The sequence below is a fragment of the Pedobacter sp. MR2016-24 genome, assembly GCF_026239655.1.
Lineage (GTDB): Bacteria > Bacteroidota > Bacteroidia > Sphingobacteriales > Sphingobacteriaceae > Pedobacter.
In genome coordinates this window covers 133776-154482 of the sequence record NZ_JAPIVO010000002.1, presented here as the reverse complement: position 1 = coordinate 154482, position 20707 = coordinate 133776, and the positions used below count along the sequence as shown (strand labels likewise).

Here is a 20707-nt window from a genome sequence, read left to right as displayed (position 1 = left end):
TTTTAAAAAGTAACCGCTAAACCGAATAAAAGTGAGCGGGGTGTACTTAAACTCCTCGTTCCACTATTTAAACTATAAGTTTCCGGATCAATGTCGTCACCGGCAGCAGCCCATAAAAATGGATTATTGGCTTGTGCTGTGAGTTTCACCTGCTGCAGGTTAATTTTCTTTAAAAAGGTTTTAGGCACAGAATAGGAAAAAGATATATTACGCAGACGTACAAAAGAGGCATTTGCAACATTGATATCGGCAGATCTGTAAAGCGCATAAAGCGTAGATACTCCATTTGACTGAAGCGCAAGAGGATAATCAAATATTGCGCGTGGTATATTGCTTTCAGTATTAGCCGGTGTCCACCTGTTAGCCAAATCTACGTCAGTTGGGTAATTAGTAGAAAAATCGAGAACATCTTTTCTTAACTTATTACCCCCGTAAAATATAAACATGGCTCCCAATTCAAAACTTTTGTAACGAATACTTTGCTGAAAAGAGCCGTTATATGTTGGCGTTAGTGAGCCGGCATTCTGAAAGGCCAGCGGACTGTTTATTGCTTTGATTGTTGTGGGCACCCCGTTTGCATCAAAGGTAACATTAGGATTTCCGTTCTCATCTAAAAACACAGGATAACCATTGGTCATTCCTGCGTATTTATAAACATAAAGTGAATTAAAATTCTCGTTTGTAAAAAAGTAATTAGTCGGCGCATTTACATAATTTGACCCTGTCGTTGAGGCACGCGCCACGTCAAGCACTTTAGTACGGTTATAAGCGAAAACAAAATTAGAGCTCAGCGTCCAGTCACCATGTTTAAACCAGTCTGATCCAATAGTAAATTCTATACCTTTGTTTGTTAATGAACCATTGTTGATGGTTTGTGTACTCGCTCCCAGCGTTGGCTCAAGATCCATAGTGATCAGCAAATCTGTACTTAGTTTACGATACATATCAATACTACCACGAATACGGTTATTAAAAATAGCATAATCAATTCCAAAGTTGGCTGTAGCAGTTTTTTCCCATCTCAATTTCGGGTTTGGCAATGTACCCAGATTCAAATAAGTCAAATTAGGATACAGCCTGTCATTTGCTACTCTGGCGGTGAACTCTGAGCTCGTTGACTGATCAATATTTCCACCGATTCCATAAGTAGCTCGCACTTTAAGGTAATTTAACCAGTATAGATCTGACAAAAAGTCTTCATTACTCGCATTCCATCCTCCGCCCACAGACCATATAGGCCTGAATTGTGATCTGATTTCTGATCCAAACAGGTCCGCCTGATCAACACGGATACTACCAGTCAGATTATAACGGTCATTGACCGTATAACTCATATTCCCATACATAGAAACATACCTGTGCTTGGTTTCGAGCTGCCCGTCAGACGAACTCAAAGTGGTTACATTATTAAATGGATAACTCGTAATCCCAGTCCTCTTCAGCATGTCTAAATCCAGCAGCTGTGAACTTAATGTGATTGGATTGTAACCATATCTTGTATCCTGAACAGCTACCGGAGTGAAGGTCTGACGCATTTCAAAACCTGCCAGGGCACTGAAATCATGTTTTGTATTACCTATTCCGAAAGATTTAGAGTAATCCAGCTGATTTCTAAATGTATAACTGTATTTCTGCTGGCTCGACTGAAACTGCCTGTCGCCATCTGGTATATAATGCCTGTATACCTTTGTGTCTGCAGCATAGGATGTGAAAGTATTGTACAAATTTCTCATTGCGTAAGAATCAGCTTCCGAATAGCTGGTTACATCAGCTTTATTTATCTCATATTGTCCCTGGATGCTATATTTCAAACCACCAATAATTTTATAGTCCAAATTGGCAAATGCACGAACGTTCAATGCATTAGTTTTAGTTAAATCCCGATCGAGTTCATCAAGTACATTAAATTTAAATGATTTAAAATTTGTATTCCCGGCCAGCGCATCAGCTACAGAAGAATTTAATGATGTGAACCCCTGAATATTCCCCACGTAGTCTGTTAAAACACGATTACCATCGGCATCGCTAATGGCAGCATAGCGCTGTTGAAGTGTATAGTTATCATAGACACTATTTGTCGAGATCGATCTGTTGTACCTGCCATTTAAACCAACTGTGGCCGTTAGACGATCAGACAACTGGTAGATCGATTTAAAGTACATGTTAAAGCGTTCGCCATTGTTATTGCGTACACGCTCATTTGTTTTATCGTAGTTAAAGGAGAAATAAGTATTGCTTTTGTCCGAAGCAGAACTCAATGACAGGTTATAACGCTGGCGACTCTCATTTTGCCATGCCTGATCTACAAATTGAGAATAATAATCATTATTACCTAATCCATTAAGACTACTTGCTAACTGATTTGCGTTTATTTTCCCCTCTGCCTGCTGCCTGTAGAAAGCATAAACCGGGGAATAATATTTCACAGTACCAGTACCAATTCCACCATAGTCGGCGAAAAGATTAGCTACATTTCCTTTATTTAGCAGTTCTGCCTGATAACGGGCTGATTCGTAATCTACGAGCTGACTGGAAGAAGCATAATGCATGTCATCCAGATCAGGCTTTTCTGTAATAAAAAAATCTGTATTGAAAGTTACCTGAGTTTTTCCTTTTACTCCTTTTTTAGTGGTAACGATAATTACTCCGTTAGCTGCACGCGCACCGTAAATAGATGCTGCAGCAGCATCTTTTAAAACCGTTACAGATTCAACATCATATGGATTGATGTCGTTCAAAGCTGTTTCAGTCGGCAATCCGTCGATAACGACCAGAGGCATATTTCCCACAGTAATTGTTTGAAAGGTGCTTGTTCCACGTAATACAGGATCACCCTTGTACATGCTTAATCCAGCAACTTTTCCTTCCAAAGCCGCAGTAAGATCCGTATTTATAAATTTATTCAGTTTCCCATTTTCAATCGTCTGTATAGACCCCGCTGAATTTCCTTTAGTGGTGGTCTGATAACCAGTAACCACAACATCATCTAATGATACGGCATTAGTAGTTAAAACAACATTGATGGCCGCCTCACCTCTTGGATTTAATTCCTGAGAGACAAATCCCATATACTTAACAATAATCGTTGGGCTATTAGTATTAGAACGCAGGTAAAAGTGGCCTGAACCATCTGTTTGCGTCATTACATTAGTACCTTTCAGCGTGATCAATGCACCGGGAATAGGCATACCTGTGGTATCCTTGACCATTCCATGCACAATTTTATCTACTGTGGTATTTTCTACCGCTTCAGTATTGGTCTTGTTTTTCAGCAAAATAGATTTATCATTCACCTGATAGGTAAAAGGCTGATCAGCAAATACAAGGCTAAGTACCCTGCCGATATTTGAACTTTTTACATTAATGGTTACCGGATTTGCTTTTTTCAGAAAATCAGCATCATAAAAAAAGTTGTATCTGGTCTGCTTGGATATGGAGTTGATTACCTCCTCCAGCGGAGCTGCTTTAAAATTAAGCGTGATGCCTTGCGCCTGTGCATTACTGGCTAATTGCATTAAAAACAGGATCGCAAAAAATGAAACCAGTTTTTTAAGGCTAAAAATTTGGGTTGTAGTTCTCCAGGAACTTCTACTTTGATAGAAATTTTTCAAATGATGTGGTGTGTTTAGTTTATTTACGGGTTAGTTGAGTAGGAAGATGTAAAAGGAAGGTATCAATTTTTCAAAATTACGCTCCTTCCTTCAATTCTAAATTTGATATTACTGGTCACTTCCAGCATGTTCAATACGCTTGATAATTTGACATCACGACTGATCTTACCATAGAACCGTTTTTCAGCATGGGCGTCGTAAATAATATCTACATCATACCAGCGCTCCAATTGGGCAAGCAGCGTTTTCAAATCTGTATTTTTAAACAGGAAATAACCATTTTTCCAGGCTATACTTTCTTCTGTATCTACAGCTGCAATCTGAAAACCCGAAGGGGTTAATACAGCTTGCTGACCCGGAGTCATTTTCCTTGCCGGGCCGGCGGCATTTTCACTTAGCGCAATACTACCTTCCAATAACGTGGTTTTGGCAGGTGACTTATCGGGATAACTATTGATATTGAAATGCGTACCTAATACTTTTACGAACTGGCCGGCAGAACGGACTATAAAAGGTTTTGCTTTATCATGAGCAATTTCAAAGTAAGCTTCACCGGAAAGCTCAACCTCTCTTTTATTTCCTAAAAACACAGCTGGATATTTAAGAGAAGATGAGGAGTTTAACCAAACCTTACTTCCATCCGGCAAGATAATCTGATACTGGCCACCTCTCGGGATAGTAATTGTATTCAGGCCGCCACCCGCATTTTCATTGTTTGCCGATGAACCGCCTTCATATTTTAAAGTGCCGTCTGCTGTTTTAACAATTTTTGTCTGCTGCTGACTGGCCAGTATACCGTTAGCCTGTTCGTTCAGGTCGATCACAGAACCATCAGCTAAAGTCAGCATTGCCTTATTTTTACCCGGTGCTATATCATTTTTATGCTTCGCATTAACAGGTGCCTCATTATTGCTCGTGTAAGACCTGTAAAATTCAATTCCAGCACTGATTATAATCAGGACCGCAGCGGCTAATGCAAAATATCTCCATTTTAACTGGTAAACAGGCACATCCAGTCTGGAATTGATTTTACCCAATAACTTTTGCTCCAATGCTGTTTTCTCATCCGCATTTAACCTACTGGTCAGATCCTGGTCCTGTTCAAAACTAGCATACCAATGATCCAGCTCCTCCAATTCTACTGGTGATGCCTGTTGTGAATTACAAACTTCAATTAGATATTTTAAACGTTCCTGACTGATCATAGATATAAGTAGATAGCATAAATAACAACCGCTATACAGATCATATCGTTTATAAAAGAAAAAACCCTTGGTTTATTCCTAAAAAAAATGAAAAAAGTTTATAATGGTTAAAATAGGAAAGAATTTAATGCCTGAAGAGCTCCATACATACTAAAACAGTCAGGAAATCGGCACGATAATCTTTTAAAAGTGATTTTAATGTCTTTCTTGCCAAACTTATGTGCCCTTCTACAGTTTTTTCAGCAATCTGTAACCGTTCAGCAATCATTTTATTTGTTAATTGCTGCTGGTGTTTTAGTAAAAATACTTCCCGGCATTTTGGAGCCAGCTGTTCGGATAGCTTTACAATTAATTCAGAGAGTTCCTTATTTTCCAACAGCGTGTGGGCATCTTCAGCCAGTACCGGAGGGCGGTTCAACCATTCTTCCTTGTAATTATTTCTGACTAATCTCGCACGAACCTCATCCAGCACCTTATACTTTAATACGCTATGCAGATAACCCGCCACAGTTGTAGTAATACGCAGTGTATGCCTTTTAAGGTAAACATTAAGGAAAACTTCCTGCACCAGCTCTTCAGAAATATCTTCATCTTTCAATCTCTTGAAAGCAACATCAAGCAGGCTGGACCAATGTCTTTTATAGAGCGTATTGAAAGCATGACGGTTGTCCTCCCGAATCATATCCAGCAGCACCGCGTCAGTATAAAGCTCTAATTCAATCGGATCCATCATAGTTGATAGCACAATAATAATTATTATTATTGGAATACGCCTCAAATGGAGTCGGAGCAGCAACAACGTAACATTAAATGATTAAAAGGAAATAACCTTCCCTGACCAGATCAGGGAAGATTTTGAAGGTCATTACTAATTGGAGGTTACAACATATAACCTCCAATTAAGATTTTCTGCCAGAACGGCGTATTATTTATTCATACCGTTTTTTTCGGCGGTGAATTTATTGTCAATCATTGTGATCATTTCCTGCAAATGCAGTTTGGTCACTTTGTTCAATCCAGCATTTTGTAACGCTTTTTTAAACAGCTGCTGCTGTGTTCTCAATTCGTTTCTGATGAGCGCATTGATATCGGTTACCGTAAAACGGAAAGTATTGTTTGCATTGATCTGCGACATATCCATGTTATAGAAGCCTTGTACCAGCAATCTGTACACATATAATTTCTGCATATTCCTGCGGTAAAAATCTACATTCTTACCTGTCATTTCTTCCTTAAAGATGCCTTTATCCAGATCACCGAACAATTCAGTAATCGTATATTTCTTTCCTTTACCCTCCTGCTCATCTGTTAACATTCTGCTGAGGCGGTTTCTGGTAATCACAGCATCAATACTAGTCTGCTGAAGGCTGTTTAATTCAAATCCGAAATTCACATTCAACTTATTGGTGATGCTGGCATTATTCAGCCATAGTGGTGTGGTGAATAAATAATCATTCAGGAACTGCACTGCACTTTTCTGTTTTGCGTAGGGAGTAGTTTCCGAAGTTAATCCGGCTTCTCCATTTACCCGCACCGTATGGTAAGAACCAGCAATGTTTTTAGTTACATGACCAAGATATAAGGTATACTGATCCCAAACACCTTCATAAGCCTTGAACAATTTCGCCTGATCTTCACCGGGAACACTCACCCATTTTTCAAGCTGTGGCAAAATCCGTTTCAGGTTTTTGATTCCATAAGCACTTGCAGTCATGGAGTTATCGCCCAGATCTTCATTCTGTGCCCTTGGATCATAAGGTTCAGCTTCATTACCAAACCATAAACGGTGGTTACGCTTCAATGAATCAGTTACTACTTTTACCAGTGCTTTATGCTCTTCTTCGGCAGTTGCAAATTCAGGATGCCAGGTATATGCCCATTTAACGGCCCATTTATCGTAATCACCAATTCTTGGGAACATTCCTTTGTCGCCCACATGATCTTCCGGCTGCGCCACATAATTGAACCTTGCATAATCCATAATTGATGGCGTATGTCCATGTGCCTCTACCCAGGCCTTATCTCTTAATTTTTCTACCGGCACAGTTGAGCTCGATCCAAAATTGTGCAGTAAACCTAAAGTATGCCCTACTTCATGGGAAGATACGAAACGAATCAGGTTACCCATCAGTTCAGTATCAAATTCTGCTTTTCTGGCTCTCGGATCTACCGCAGCCGCCTGCATCATATACCATTTCTGCAATAAAGACATCACATTGTGGTACCAGAAAATATGACTCTCAATAATCTCCCCACTTCGTGGATCTGCCACATTCGGTCCCATTGCATTCGCAATAGAAGATGGTCTGTAAATGATGGCAGAGTGACTCGCATCATCGATGCTCCAGGTACTGTCCTGTGCTTTAGTTGGTGCTTCCTTAGCGATAATGGCATTCTTAAAACCTGCTTCTTCAAAAGCCTTTTGCCAGTCGTTCACACCAGCTATTAAATAAGGCACCCATTGTTTCGGCGTTACCGGGTCAATGTAAAACACAATTTGTTTAGCAGGTTCCACCAGCTCACCGTTTTTGTATTTCTCTGCATCTTCGGGTTTAGGCTCCAGCTTCCAGCGTTTAGCATAGGTAGTGGTTTGTACACCTTGTGGATCTGCATCAAAATCTTTGAATGAGGTAGAAAAATAACCTACCCTTTCATCCGCCAGTCTAGGACGCATCGGTTTTTCATCCAGCAATACCATAGAAGAGTTCAGCCCAACGGTATAACTTGATCCTGTCGGATTAAGACCTGCGCTATAAGTTTTAACGGCACCAATCTCTATGTTTTTTGGATAAGTATGCACATAATCGATATAACTTCTATCGTTGATCTGACCGGCCATACCCGCTTTATCCTTGAATGCTTTCTTCTGGAAGTAAAGGATATCATTGTCGCTGTTTAAAAACTCAGTTGCGTCTACAACAAAAGCCGACGAGTCCTTGGGCATCGTCAAGACAGGAAATGCAGCAGCAATGGCACTGATATTATTCTTCTGCAGACTTGCGAACATCGTTTTAGTGCTATCATTGGTATACTCAGAAAAAGAAATCCTTCTTAAAAAAAGTTTGTTATCCGGGCCTTTTTCAAAACGGTATACCGTTTCACCGATCTGATCACCCGCGTATCCGCCGGAGCCATTACGCATATCGGAAGCCGCTTTAGAGATTCGGTTAACAATCAGGATATCTCTGCCTAGAATAGCATTCGGGATCTCAAAGAAATACCTGGCATCCTTCTGGTGAACAGTAAAAAAGCCAGTCTGACTTTTAGTTCCCTTAGTAATAATTTCCGCGTAGGGCTTTAGCGAGGTTGCTTTTTTTAAACTGTCTGCCGTTTTCTTCGCCTTGTCTGCCGGTGTTATTTTAGCAACAGGCACAGGTTTTTTATGGAACAGCGCACAACCAGTAACGAATGTGGTGAGGCTCAGTGCACTATACATGAATAGTGATTTGTGTGTAAGCATTTGTATTTATCTTGGTTTTAAATGTGTCTTTTTAATTCCCTATAATTTCAAGGATTCTTTCATTTTCAATGATCATCATGCCGTGCCTGTCGCTACTGATGCCTTCTTTTGCACGGTATGGGTAATGCGGTATTTTGCCTTGCATTTCTGTAGGCATATAAATAAAGCGAAGGTTATTGGTGCGCTGTCCGAGCGCTTCGCCGACTTCCACGATATGGGTGGAGATGATATAAAAGCAGTTGCGATGCTTCGCAAAAACCTCAGAAACAGCTAAAGTAGCATCGTAGGCATCTTTTACATTTGTTCCTTTAAAGAGTTCATCAAATATGACCACCAGATTTTTAGGGCTGCTTACTTCCTGCGCAATCTTCTTTACCCGCAGTACTTCTGCGTAAAAGTGACTGTAACCCATATTCAGATCATCCGGTACATTGATGGAAGTGTAGATCCCATCCTTTACCGAAAACAACATAGATTTAGCTGGTACCGGAAATCCCATATGTGCCAGATACATGCTGATTCCGAAAGCTTTCATATAGGTTGATTTCCCGGCCATATTTGCACCGGTTAAAAAGATCATGTTCATCTCTGAATTGAGCGACAAAGTATTGGGCACTGCTTTATCCAGACAGGGATGAAATCCTTCCTCCAGATAAATCTTATGCTGATCTGCTGGCAAGGCTTCTGCATAAATAAAGCCTTTTGCTTTTGCTACGCCTGAAACTGCAATATATACGTCCACCTGATACACCAGCTCCATAATTCCCTCCATCTCTGCTCTTAATACAGAACGCAATTGATAGTCATACTTTACTGTCTCAAAAAATGATAATTCAGCAGCTATACTTACAGTTTCGATCCAACTTAGTCTTTCACTTTTGAATAACTGATCTGCTTTTTTTAGTGCAACAGCAAATGGGCTATCAGCATCTTGTCTTAATAAATCAGCTACGAACCTTTTAATGGCAGATAGCATTTTTATTGTTTCACGCAGTCCGGCAGCAATCAGATCCTGTTCCACTTTCAGGCCCAGCAGGTACAATGTTTTTCTACGTGCTGCCTGGCCTGTGGCTACCAGAAAATTTGCCGCGCCGGGACCACTTAGATAATTCCCGGCAGCAATCAGTGCATCCTGCTCAAATGGAAAAATAAGAGCCTTTCTTTCAAAATACTTTAAGATGCTACTTCTCCCGTTAATCTCTTCAACAGAAGTTAGCGGGTGCTGAAACATAGCTTCTAACAAGCGCTCGCCCCCTGCTGTTTTGGTATGATTAAACAGATTCAATACAGAATTACTCTTGTATTTACCCAGGATATTTAAATCATCCAGTGTTTGTTTGTCGGTTACGAATGACATGGCTATTTGTTATTTATTTTCAAGATATCTATGATCCCTTCGTTATTGATGATGATCATCCCGTGACGGTCGGACGTAATACCTTCCGCCAGACGGTAAGTATATACAGGCTTTGCACCTTCCATTAAAGTGGGCAGATAAGTGAAATGGATGTTATCACAGCGCTCTTTTAATTCTTCCCCAGCTTCAATAATATGTGTAGATATCACAAAAATGCAGTTCTTTTTACGAGCGAAAGCTGCCGTTAGTGCCACAGTAGCTTCATATGCATCCTTCACATTTGTACCCCTGAACAGTTCATCAAAAATGACAAATATCTTTTTTGACAGCGAAAGCTGCTCGGCCACCTTTTTTACCCTTAACACTTCTGCATAAAAGTGACTGTAGCCCATACTCAGATTATCTGGCAGATTGATGGTACTATACAAACCATCCATTACGGAAAACTCCATTTTTGTAGCAGGTACCGGGAAACCCATGTGCGCAAGAAATACAACGATACCCATTGATTTCATAAAGGTCGACTTCCCCGCCATGTTTGCACCCGTCAGGAAGATCACATTACTACGCGGTGTAACCTGAAGGTTATTTCCAACAGCATTCTCCAGCAGCGGATGGTACACCCCTTCCAATGTCATATCCAGCAAATCCGCCGGCAAAGCCTTGGCAAAAACAAAATTCTCTTTTGCAGCTACAGTAGCTACAGCGATATATACATCCAGCTGATAGGCATGAGAGAGCATCTTCAGCAGCAGATCTTTCTTTTTGAAACGCAGCACCTGATCATATTCGGCCGTTTTTTCATAGGTCTGCTTCTCTGTTGCTCCCGCTCTTGTTAGTTTCTGGATTTCCTGATCGTCAAGAATACTTTTAATCGCAACTAATTCCTCGTGATAAGGCATTGCATTCTTGTTACTTTTCATTTGATCAAGGAACTGATGAAAAGCATTTATAAAATCGAATATCGCGGCAAGCGCTTTAGCAATTTGCCTGTATTCTGTATCTGCACCGATCAGGTTATTGAATGTTCTGCCGAGCTTATTTTCATCATGGGAAAGCTTACTCCGTTCATCAGCATTACTCAGATACTGCTCAATCAGATCGAACCATTCCTCTTTGAAGGGAAATAAAGCTTTGCCCGATTGAAAAAAATGGATCAGCTGACTGCGCTGGTTGATTGATCCGGCATCCGACAAAGGATACCGGAACATCTGCTCCAGAATTTCTGCACCACCACGGGTGCGGGTGCGGTTAAAAAGACCAAAAACAGAATCCCGACCTTTCTTCGTAAAAATATTGAGATCGTCTAATGTTTGTTTGTCAACGGAGAAACTCATATGTTATTCTTCTGTTTATTTTGCGCTTCTAAATCATTCTATTTGTTAATGCTGATCTTAGATTTTACCTTCCTCTTCTGCGGATCCAGATAATCAGACTAATTGCAATCAGCAATGCAGGCATTCCCCATTTGAAGAAGATCCCGAAGAAAACCCAGCCTTTTTCACCAATACTGATTGATGTATCTGGCGCAGGATCACGGCGCATATCAATTGGCACCTCTCCATCAGAAAGCCAGAAAAACGTACCAGCAACCAGGGAGAAATTAGAGGCCTGTACCCCATTACGATTCATGCCCAGTTCAGCATTACTCATCCAGTCGGCATCACCTGTAACAATAATTTTCTGCTCTTTACCTTTCACCTTACGTGAAAGCGCTAAAACTGTTGGGTATGACTTCTCCACTTCTCCTGCAGCAGGATTTAATTTTACGCTGTCATCCACAAAATTGGTCGTCTCCACTTCGTTCCAGCTACCAATAGAATCGGTGTAAAAAACAGTTTTCACCTCGAATCCCTTGTCTTTGGTATAGGCCATTGGAGCCGTTGCCGGCATAGTCAGCACCATCTCCATTTTCTTCATCATTTGCAGATAAAAAGAGAAATCAGCCGCTGCCTGGCCGGCTTTCATCACCATTAAGTCCGACTGTAAAGTACCCGGTTTTACCAGTCTTCCCGGAAGAAAATGTACACCCAATTGTCCCGTAATTGCATTCATCTCGGCCTGTCTGCCCGGTTCCCCTGCAATCACCATATTACCCCCCCGAGCGATATACTGGTCAAGATTTTTCTGTTCTGCAGCCGTTAAAACCTGTTTAGGCTCGGCAATGACCATAATTCGGATTGAATCAGGCACCTGTTTGTCCAGCGTTAAATCAGTGAAATCAAAACCCTGATTGATCAATGCATAACGGAATGTTTTTTCACTTGCCACCATATTGTAGCCACGATCCTGTTCTCCCGAACTGGCGCGCTCACCATGTCCTTTTACAAAACCCACTACCGGCAGTTTCATCACCATACGTTTGATCGCTGCAGTAATTTCTGCTTCAGAAGGCAAACGCTGCTGATCATCAAAGTAGCGAAGGAATGTTTTACGACCATTATCAAGTTCCAGCACACGCACAAATCGATAATTCTCTGGTTCAAGATTTACTTTGCTGCTGATCTCTGTATAAGGAACAATATCGAAATTCCATTTATTCAGCTTTTTCAAGGTATCAATTCGTTGCACATCACTTAGCTTAGCATACATCCTTTCCAGGACAGGGTTATCAGCCTTGTGGTAATAATACGTGTAGTCCATCTTGATATCTGGTTTAAACCTGATATACTTTTCAAAACGACTCACATCATCCTTATATGCTGAAGGTACAGCAGTATAAGCAGAAGCATCCAGCATGTTGCTGTAAGTGTGGATAGACAATCCGCCTTTCAGCTTATCCATCACCTCCAGGCTACTTTTTGTCAGGGTGTTTTCTTTGGTTCTCGTCGCATCATAATAAATTTTCATGTAAGGCTTTGAGCTGAAATAGCCTAATAACATCGCTACCGAAAATACGATCGCATATTTGCTGAACGTAATTGTCCATTTACTTTTTTGTCTTCCTGCCTGCAGTTTGATAATAGTAAACCCAAGAAAGAGTGCAATGACAACAAAGAAATACAAGAGATTTTCACTGTTGATGATCCCGGCAACGAATGTACCGCTACGCCCCGTGATGGCTAACCAGTAGGTAATATCACGTACAAATTCGATATCCTGACCTACATTTTTCACATATCCCATCAATGCTAAAATCGTTACCGTACCCAGTGCTGCGACTACATTGTAAGATGTTAAAGAAGACATAAACAAACCGATTGCTGCATACGCGCAAGTCAGCAAATAAAGTCCGAGCATTGCAGTCAGCAGGAAAGGTATATCCACATGATCAATCGTAATGATACCAAAAACAGCAAAAACGGCCAGTACCCCCATTAATGCCAGCCCGAAAATCATCAATGATAAATACTTACCAAGTATAATCTGCGCATTGGTAATGGGCGAAGAATATAATAATTTGATGGAGCCACTGCCTAACTCACGACTCATGATACTCATCGTAAGCAGCGGGATATAAAGATATAAATATGCCTGCACCTTGGTGAAAATGCCACCCCAGCCTGCATATGTATTGATAGTTGCACTATTAAGTGGAATCTTCATGACGCCGAGCCTGATCAGCCCTTCAAAAGAATCCGAAAAAGTCATTCCCGTCTGGAAAGTAAAGATGATCAGGATTAGCCAGGCTACAGGAGAATAAAACATGACCTGGAGCTCAGTCTTCGCTATATTAAATATTGTCTTCATTTTTCTGGTTAAATCGAACCCCTAAAGGCTACTTAAGTTTTTTCTTGGTTAATTCGGCAAAGACAGTCTCCAGGGAGTTCTTTTCTACCGCGATTTCAATTAGTCGCCAGTTCCTCTGTACACTGGTCTCTACCAGTCTTTCAATCAGATCCTGCGCATCATTGAATCGGATCTGGTACCTGATACCACCCAAAGGTTCTACCGCGAGCACTCCCGGCACGGCCAGCAGTTCTTCCACTCCGGGTGCTGCTACTAATGAAACCACCAGCGTATTCGGTACGATATGGTTGTCAAATTCATCCATAGTACCCGAGAAAATCATGCTCCCTTCATTGATCATCCAGATATGGTCGCACAATGCCTGCACTTCCTGCAGGATATGCGTAGAAAGTACCACCGTCCGTTCTTCCGCTATTTCTTTGATTAAGCCTCTTACTTCGAGAATCTGGTTGGGATCAAGGCCATTTGTAGGCTCATCCAATACAACGAAATCCGGTTTATGGATAATTGTCTGCGCAATCCCTACACGCTGCTGATAACCACCAGAAAGATTGCGGATCAGGCGTTTGCTGAAATGTGCTATTCCACATTTGTCCATCACCTCTGCCACAGCAGCTTTTACTTTGGAGGAATCCATCAGGCGGATATTGGCCGCATGGATCAGGAACTCCGTAACCGTCAGGTCGTTTTGCAGGGGCGGTTGCTGAGGCAGGAAACCGATATGACGCTTCGCCTTTTCAGGGTGTTCGCCCATATTAATCCCTTTGATAAATATCTCTCCGTCGGTCTGTTTGATCACACCACACATGATATTCATAATTGTGGACTTGCCGGCGCCATTAGCGCCGAGCAGTCCATAGATACCGTTTTTAGTCAGGTCAAAGTTAATATCTCTCACAGCCCATTGCACGCTGTAACGATGAGATAAACCTCTGACACTTACGATAGGTTCGTTCATGTTTTTGATTTAATAAGATTTGTATGTATCGTTTACCTTGGATTCTGGATGATCTCAGGGTTTAGCAAAATGTATTTATCACCGATAGGGAAAACATATTTGTTACTGCCTGGCTCAAGCGTATATGTAACACCTCTGTAACTTCGGGTCACTGTAGATACAAATCCGGCATCTTTGCTTAACCTTCTCTGATCAAACCACCTGAAACCTCTGCCCAGAAACTCTCTTTTGCGTTCATCAATTACCTTGTGCAAAGCGTCAGTTGCATCTGTAGCAGTTAAGGCCACGTAATCTGCAGTTCTGAAACGCTTCGTTCTGAGGTCATTTAAAATACCTACAGCGACACCTGCATTACCTGCCCGGGCTTCACATTCTGCTTTGATCAGCATCATTTCAGGAACATTCGGTCCCGTGAAAGAACCTTCGTTACCCACCAGATTTCTGGTGAAAGCGCGGGTATTGAAAGTTGGACTAAATAGGGTGATTCCATCAACAGTAAAAAGCTGGTAGCGCAGATCAGTAGTACTGAACATACTGATAGCATCTGCGCTCATAGGAAAGCTCAACGGCACCTGCGTAAGTTTCTTCAACAGAATTTCTTCAGGGTTCAGGTTTCTCGTAGGGAAACCAATGGGACTGGCCGCATAAGTTTTCAAGTCAATCAGTGTACTTTTCAATGCCAGCGTTAAATCTGCATTCCGTTCTGCTTCTGCAAATTCCCTAGTATGCAAGCAAACGCGAGCCATAATACCATAAGCAGCTGCTTTGGACGGGTTACTGTTAAAATCCGGAAGATCAGGTAAGCCGGGCAATGCCTGATTTAAATCTGCTTTAATCTGGCTATAAACCTCTTGCACACTTGCTCTGGTCAGATCAGTAAAAAATCTGGGCTCCAGTACCAGGGGTACACCAGGATCTGTTGCGGCCGTAGCTGCATCATATTGTTTGCCATAAAGGTTGACCAGCGTAAAATAGATGAAAGCTCTGTGTACCAGCGCAGCAGACAAAATGCCCTGTTTTTGGGCTTCAGTCCCTCCCTTGCTCTTCATTACATCACTTACGATGGTGTTACATAAATAAAGCTGTTCATAAAGAGCTCTCCAATCTGTATCTTCTTCTGTTGCACCATAAATTTTGGCCGACCAGGTATACAAATTTCCGGGAACTACATTCTGGATATTTTGCCAGCGGATATCATCAGTACCGATGTCATCCCCTGCAAATGCCGGCGCGTAATAACTTCTGTCGAACGTTGTAGTATTGTACATCAAAGACTGGTAATCTGGAGTTTTTTCGAGCACCCTGGTATTTACCGGAGCAATTTCAACATATTTCCGGCAGGCTCCAGTGCAGAATAAAACACCGCAGATTAAAATTGTATATATATATTTTTGCATGATGTTTACAATTAAAGAGATAGATTTAAATTAAATACATAGTTACGCGTTGGAGGTAAATTGGTGAACTTGTCTGTCATCTGGTAACTCGGGTCAACCCCTTCTTTATTAGCTGTCCAAAGCAGGCCAAGATTACTTACCGTTGCCCCTATATTTACAGCTTTAATAAAAGGTGTATTCTTCAGCATGGTTTTTGGCACTCTGTAACTTAAGGTTATCTGCTGCAGTCGGATTGTCCCGGCATTTCTCACATTCAGGTCTGAATACATATAACGATTTACTGTATTTATATCTACACCTGTTAATCCAGGAATATCAGTAAAGGCTTCATCACCTGGTTGTCTCCAGCGGTTAACCAATGCTTTATTATTACCAATCAACCCCCCGTAGCTACCACCTGTTGGATAAAGACTCGGATCTATTTTCTGAATCAGGAATTTATGACCTAAGTTATAACTTGCCCTCGCCGAAATACTTAAACTTTTATATCTCACAGATGTTCCAAAACCACCAAAATATGGGGCGATGGTTCTGCCTGCACTTACGATATCATCAATAACGATATTGTTATTATTTGATTTGAGGATACTCCCATCGGCAGCATAGATCTGCGACTTTCCTGTATTATCTAATCCCGCCCAACGGTATACAAATAATTGATCTACCGAATAACCTGGCGTAAGTCTCACGCCTGTTGAATTAAGTGGAATAACACGGCTTTCTGTGATCTTATTATTATTATAAGAGAAATTAAAGTTTGCGTCCCATCCCCAGTCTTTCTCGCGCATAAGGTAGCCTATCATATTCAGATCAACCCCATTTCCAGACAATGTACCAGCATTGTATGAAAGCGTCGTCCAGCCATATGCAGAATTGATTGGCAATGACATTAATAAATCTGTAGTACGTTTATTGTAGATATCAACACTTAAATTCAACCTGCTATTCATCAATGCTGCATCCAGACCAACATTCAGCATATTAGTAATTTCCCATCCAATATCCTGGTTTACAGGATACCCTATTGTTGAGTATGGCAGCTGTGTATATCCATCTGTTGAACCAACGGAAACTGTGGAAACATTTGCAGATTGCAAAGGATTATTTCCGGATCTACCATAAGATCCCCGTAAGCTCAATGCATCAATCCAGGTCAGCTGATCCATAAAGCTTTCCTTTTTGATATCCCAACGTAAACCGGCCGACCATAATGGAGTAGCTCTAGCTTTTCTACTTGCACCTAATATGTTAACATCATCAAACCTTGCGCTTCCGGTAACATAATATTTATCCTTAAAAGCATAAGTTGCGGTAGAATAATAAGAAAGATATCTTCTAGCCGACCGTGAAATAGTATTATTCGGATTAGGAATGATCCCTGTCTGCCCGTAAATATTTGTATACCTGCCAGCGGCTCCTACTGTATTTACATTGATAGAAGAAGAAAGCTCTTCATTGTAGCCATACAGCGTTCGTGTTGATCCATTTGCTTTTTCCTGACGAATTTCAGTACCAGCGATCATATCAAAATGATGATCTGTTCCCCAATTTTTATTTACCGACAATTGTCCGCGCAGCGCATAATCATCCCGGTTTATTCTTGCATTATTATGTATGCCGCCTTTAGGAAACCCATAACGCGTTCCATAAAGAGTCGTATTTAAGGGGTTTGTTCCTATATTGATCAGGTCACGTGTAAAAAAGCTATTCTCGTTCTTCAGGTTAATCTGGTCATCGATAGTTTTCTGAATTTGTCCGGAAACACTCAATTTCAACCAGTCAGTAACATTACCATCCAAAGCTGCATTTATCCTAACAGCATTACCCGTATTTACAGTATTGTTATAATCGAGTTCATCAATAGCATTGTATGTCCATGGCATCAGGTTTTTTATCCTTGTAAGACTATCAGACGTTCTCGTTGTTAAAGTGATCCCCTTCTGTATCCTGTTGCCATTTGCATCTACCAGCATTTCATAAGGTAACAGCCCGAAGGTACTCAGACTTAAAGCCTGCAATGCAGCACTATTCACCTGACTTTTTGAATAGGAATAGTTGATTCCGGTACTTAACGTAATCCGCTTATTCAAAAAGGTATTTGTCATATTGGAGAGAACTGAGTATTTCTCGCCCAAATTGCTTTTAAAAACAGGCTGATCTTTCGTGTAATTCCCTGACACATAATAAGAAGTATTATCTGTACCACCAGAAAAAGAAAGATTATACTGCTGTGTAACAGCATTTTGCAATAAGTAATCCTTTAACTGATCTCTGTTGGAACGGTTGGCAAGAACATTTAGGGCAGAGTCTCTCTGTCCGGCATATATAGGATTTCTCTTTGCTTTGAACATCCATTCCTGCGCCTCAGTAATAGGCGCAGTTCTATAACCGTTCAATGGTGAAGCAATTAGATTGGCAACCGGATCCTGAATAAATCCCTTATCTACCAATTCACGTTCCAGGTCAATATATTCCTCGTTAGACATCGTATTGAGGTTAGAAAAATTGCCAGGTGCAGATACGCCCAAAGTTGCACTGAAATTCAGCTCTGAAGGTCCCTTTTTACCACGTTTGGTGGTGATTACAATTACTCCATTCGCTGCTTTAGCACCCCAGATAGCAGATGCCGCAGCATCTTTCAAAAAAGTAATACTTTCAATATCCGCTGGATTGAAAGAACTTATAATAGCATTTCCCGTTGTAGAAGGCTGATTTTTATAGGTTACATTCCCATCTACAAGTCCACTACTAATAGAGGTCAGATCCTGGTTGATGGAAGGAAAACCATCAATAACAACCAGTGGAGGTTGCGCATTATAAGAACTCACGCCCCTGATCTGAATAGTATTTTTTCTAATATCCACCTGTACACCTGGTATTTTACCCTCAATACGTTCCATTAAATTTACGCTCGGCGTACTCTCAATGTCTTTAGCTGTAAGCACACTAAATGATCCTGTGGTAGATGACTTTTTTACCGATTGGTATCCCGTTGAAACAGTTACATCTTCTAATAACTGAGTAGCCATTACCATTCTCACTTCCATACTCTCTCTGACTTTCACTTCCTGAGTAACGAAGCCGATGCTTGAAAAGATCAGTGTACCTTCATCTGGTAAACTGTTAAACCTGAAATTACCTCTCTCATCTGCTACCACTGACCGTGTAGAACCTTTAAGTGTTACAGAAACTTTGGGTATTGGCAGGTTTGTAGATGCATCTACGATTTTACCTTCCACATTGATGGAGGCGAGATAATCGCTCACTGTCTCCAGGAAACTCTTTTCTTTTTTAGTAACTACCACAGTCTGGTTCACGATTTTATAACTTAGCTCGTGCCCCGATAGCGTCTTCTTTAAAACATCATCCAGAGGAGCGTCTTTAAACGAAACATTGACTTTCATCGCATCGTTTACTTTGCCTTCCTGCCAGAATACATTATATCCTGTCTGTTTTCTGATTTCTGTAAACAATTCTTTCAATGAAGCGTTTTGCCTGGTGAAAGTTAACTTTTGTGCAAAACCTGCTGCGCTGACCTGCAACAAAAAGGTGGTCATAATTAGTACCATTATTTTCATAACACGAACTATTGAATTATTTACCCAGGCGGAATACCCGGACCGGACTAGATCCTTAAATTTCATTACATTTGTTGTTTAGTGGTTATTTGTTGATGTGTGAATATGTCTCATCTGAACACTGAATTATGGCCGGGGATGTTTGCAGCATTCCCGGTTTTTTACTCCTGTTCATCTTTGTCTATGTAAAGGTTATTTCATAGCCATTATCCTCCTTCCTTCCATTGTAAAGTGAACTGAGCCTGTTGATTCTAATACTTCCAGTAACTGGGAGATCTTTTTAAAGCGGGAAATTGTACCTTTGAAGGTCTGTGTTTTTAGACTATTGTCACTGAATACAACATCTACATCGTACCAGCGCTCTACCTGTTTCATAATACCTTCTAAATCCTGACCGCTGAACATGAAAAGTCCATTTTTCCACGCCATTGCTTCTTCCATGTCTGCCGCCACTACTTTAATACTGCTACCGTTTAAAGTCGCCTGCTGACCTGGCCGCAGCTCATAAGTTTCAGAATGAATATTGTTCGGCGTACTGCGTAAAGAAACGCTAATAGCTCCTTCTAATAATGTGGTCTTCGTCGCCGCTTCTTCAGCATAGGCATTCACATTGAAATGCGTACCTAATACCTGTACGTCTTGTTTTTCTGTTTCTACGATAAAGGGCAGCCGTGCGGTAACTTGTTTACCTTTGATAACTTGTTTAGTCATCATTTTTGCGACTTCAAAATACGCCTCACCATTCAAATTAACCTTTCTTTGTTGACCATTAAACTGAACAGGAAATTTTAAGGACGAAGCCGCATTCATCCACACTGTCGTTCCATCAGGCAGGTTTACTTTATACTCCCCCCCCCTCGGTGTAGTAATTGTATTATATGCATTTGCATTACTCTTAGTTTGAGCGCCATTTTTCCCAGTACCATTTACCGTATACACCAATTGTCCGGTTTTAGTTTTGGTCACTGAGATTCCTGATTCTTTCGCCAGTTCCCCATTTCCGGCATCACTTAAGTCTATTGTCCGACCATCAGACAATGTTAAAATAGCACGATTACCTCCAGGTCTGAGATCATGCTGAGCAAAGCGCTCTGAGGCCGGTGCCAACTCCCTATCGGTATAAAAATACAATCCTGCAGAAAGTGTGACCAATACTGCTGCTGCTACAACAATACAATACCATAATTTTCTAGTAGGTGCTGGATAATCTGTTGTATTAAATTCCTGATGATGAATTAATTTCTGATAAAAATGATCTGCCTCTTCCTCAGTATGCCATACTTCGGCTGTAGTATTTTTCCAGATCTGATCCATCGCTGCCAAAACCTCTTCGTCATTTCCGGTCAGATTGAAATAGCTGATCAATGCTGTATATTCCTCTTTGCTGATATTATCATCTGCAAATTTCTGGAGCAATGCCGTTAATTGTTGTTGATTTGCCATGTATTAAT

Annotated in this window: 11 protein-coding genes; all 11 read right to left on the bottom strand. The window is 41.0% G+C overall.

The window, feature by feature from the left end:
• Positions 1–2 precede the first annotated feature (2 nt).
• On the bottom strand, positions 3–3515 hold the full coding sequence (locus OQX62_RS04790) for a SusC/RagA family TonB-linked outer membrane protein (RefSeq protein WP_265830272.1): 3513 nt from the start codon (positions 3513–3515) through the stop codon (positions 3–5).
• 158 nt (positions 3516–3673) lie between these two features.
• Positions 3674–4816, bottom strand: coding sequence for a FecR family protein (locus OQX62_RS04785; RefSeq protein WP_265830271.1), 1143 nt, complete (start codon positions 4814–4816; stop codon positions 3674–3676).
• A gap of 124 nt (positions 4817–4940) precedes the next feature.
• Positions 4941–5549: an RNA polymerase sigma factor gene (locus tag OQX62_RS04780; protein ID WP_265830270.1), complete on the bottom strand. Its 609-nt coding sequence runs from the start codon at positions 5547–5549 to the stop codon at positions 4941–4943.
• Positions 5550–5741: 192 nt separating this feature from the next.
• Positions 5742–8276: a zinc-dependent metalloprotease gene (locus tag OQX62_RS04775; protein ID WP_265830269.1), complete on the bottom strand. Its 2535-nt coding sequence runs from the start codon at positions 8274–8276 to the stop codon at positions 5742–5744.
• A gap of 31 nt (positions 8277–8307) precedes the next feature.
• A complete protein-coding gene (locus tag OQX62_RS04770; protein WP_265830268.1) occupies positions 8308–9633 on the bottom strand; it encodes a MutS-related protein in 1326 nt (441 codons plus the stop codon).
• Between the two features lie 2 nt (positions 9634–9635).
• Positions 9636–10970 (bottom strand): MutS-related protein, encoded by a 1335-nt coding sequence (locus OQX62_RS04765; protein WP_265830267.1) that lies wholly within the window; start codon positions 10968–10970, stop codon positions 9636–9638.
• Positions 10971–11034: 64 nt separating this feature from the next.
• Positions 11035–13323: a Gldg family protein gene (locus OQX62_RS04760; protein WP_265830266.1), complete on the bottom strand. Its 2289-nt coding sequence runs from the start codon at positions 13321–13323 to the stop codon at positions 11035–11037.
• A gap of 28 nt (positions 13324–13351) precedes the next feature.
• A complete protein-coding gene (locus tag OQX62_RS04755; protein WP_265830265.1) occupies positions 13352–14281 on the bottom strand; it encodes an ABC transporter ATP-binding protein in 930 nt (309 codons plus the stop codon).
• 32 nt (positions 14282–14313) lie between these two features.
• A complete protein-coding gene (locus tag OQX62_RS04750; RefSeq protein ID WP_265830264.1) occupies positions 14314–15678 on the bottom strand; it encodes a RagB/SusD family nutrient uptake outer membrane protein in 1365 nt (454 codons plus the stop codon).
• Between the two features lie 11 nt (positions 15679–15689).
• Complete coding sequence (locus OQX62_RS04745) at positions 15690–19256, bottom strand: SusC/RagA family TonB-linked outer membrane protein (protein ID WP_265830263.1); 3567 nt, start codon at positions 19254–19256, stop codon at positions 15690–15692.
• Positions 19257–19448: 192 nt separating this feature from the next.
• Positions 19449–20699 carry a FecR family protein gene (locus OQX62_RS04740; protein WP_265830262.1) on the bottom strand — a complete coding sequence of 417 codons (1251 nt, stop codon included), beginning with the start codon at positions 20697–20699 and terminating at the stop codon, positions 19449–19451.
• Positions 20700–20707: the final 8 nt, after the last annotated feature.

What these genes read in the sequence shown, in the direction of transcription:
- OQX62_RS04790 (WP_265830272.1), bottom strand. Translation starts at nt 3,515, where the DNA reads ATGCAATTAGCCAGTAATGCACAGGCGCAAGGCATCACGCTTAATTTT.
- OQX62_RS04785 (WP_265830271.1), bottom strand. Translation starts at nt 4,816, where the DNA reads ATGATCAGTCAGGAACGTTTAAAATATCTAATTGAAGTTTGTAATTCA.
- OQX62_RS04780 (WP_265830270.1), bottom strand. Translation starts at nt 5,549, where the DNA reads ATGATGGATCCGATTGAATTAGAGCTTTATACTGACGCGGTGCTGCTG.
- OQX62_RS04775 (WP_265830269.1), bottom strand. Translation starts at nt 8,276, where the DNA reads ATGCTTACACACAAATCACTATTCATGTATAGTGCACTGAGCCTCACC.
- OQX62_RS04770 (WP_265830268.1), bottom strand. Translation starts at nt 9,633, where the DNA reads ATGTCATTCGTAACCGACAAACAAACACTGGATGATTTAAATATCCTG.
- OQX62_RS04765 (WP_265830267.1), bottom strand. Translation starts at nt 10,970, where the DNA reads ATGAGTTTCTCCGTTGACAAACAAACATTAGACGATCTCAATATTTTT.
- OQX62_RS04760 (WP_265830266.1), bottom strand. Translation starts at nt 13,323, where the DNA reads ATGAAGACAATATTTAATATAGCGAAGACTGAGCTCCAGGTCATGTTT.
- OQX62_RS04755 (WP_265830265.1), bottom strand. Translation starts at nt 14,281, where the DNA reads ATGAACGAACCTATCGTAAGTGTCAGAGGTTTATCTCATCGTTACAGC.
- OQX62_RS04750 (WP_265830264.1), bottom strand. Translation starts at nt 15,678, where the DNA reads ATGCAAAAATATATATATACAATTTTAATCTGCGGTGTTTTATTCTGC.
- OQX62_RS04745 (WP_265830263.1), bottom strand. Translation starts at nt 19,256, where the DNA reads ATGAAAATAATGGTACTAATTATGACCACCTTTTTGTTGCAGGTCAGC.
- OQX62_RS04740 (WP_265830262.1), bottom strand. Translation starts at nt 20,699, where the DNA reads ATGGCAAATCAACAACAATTAACGGCATTGCTCCAGAAATTTGCAGAT.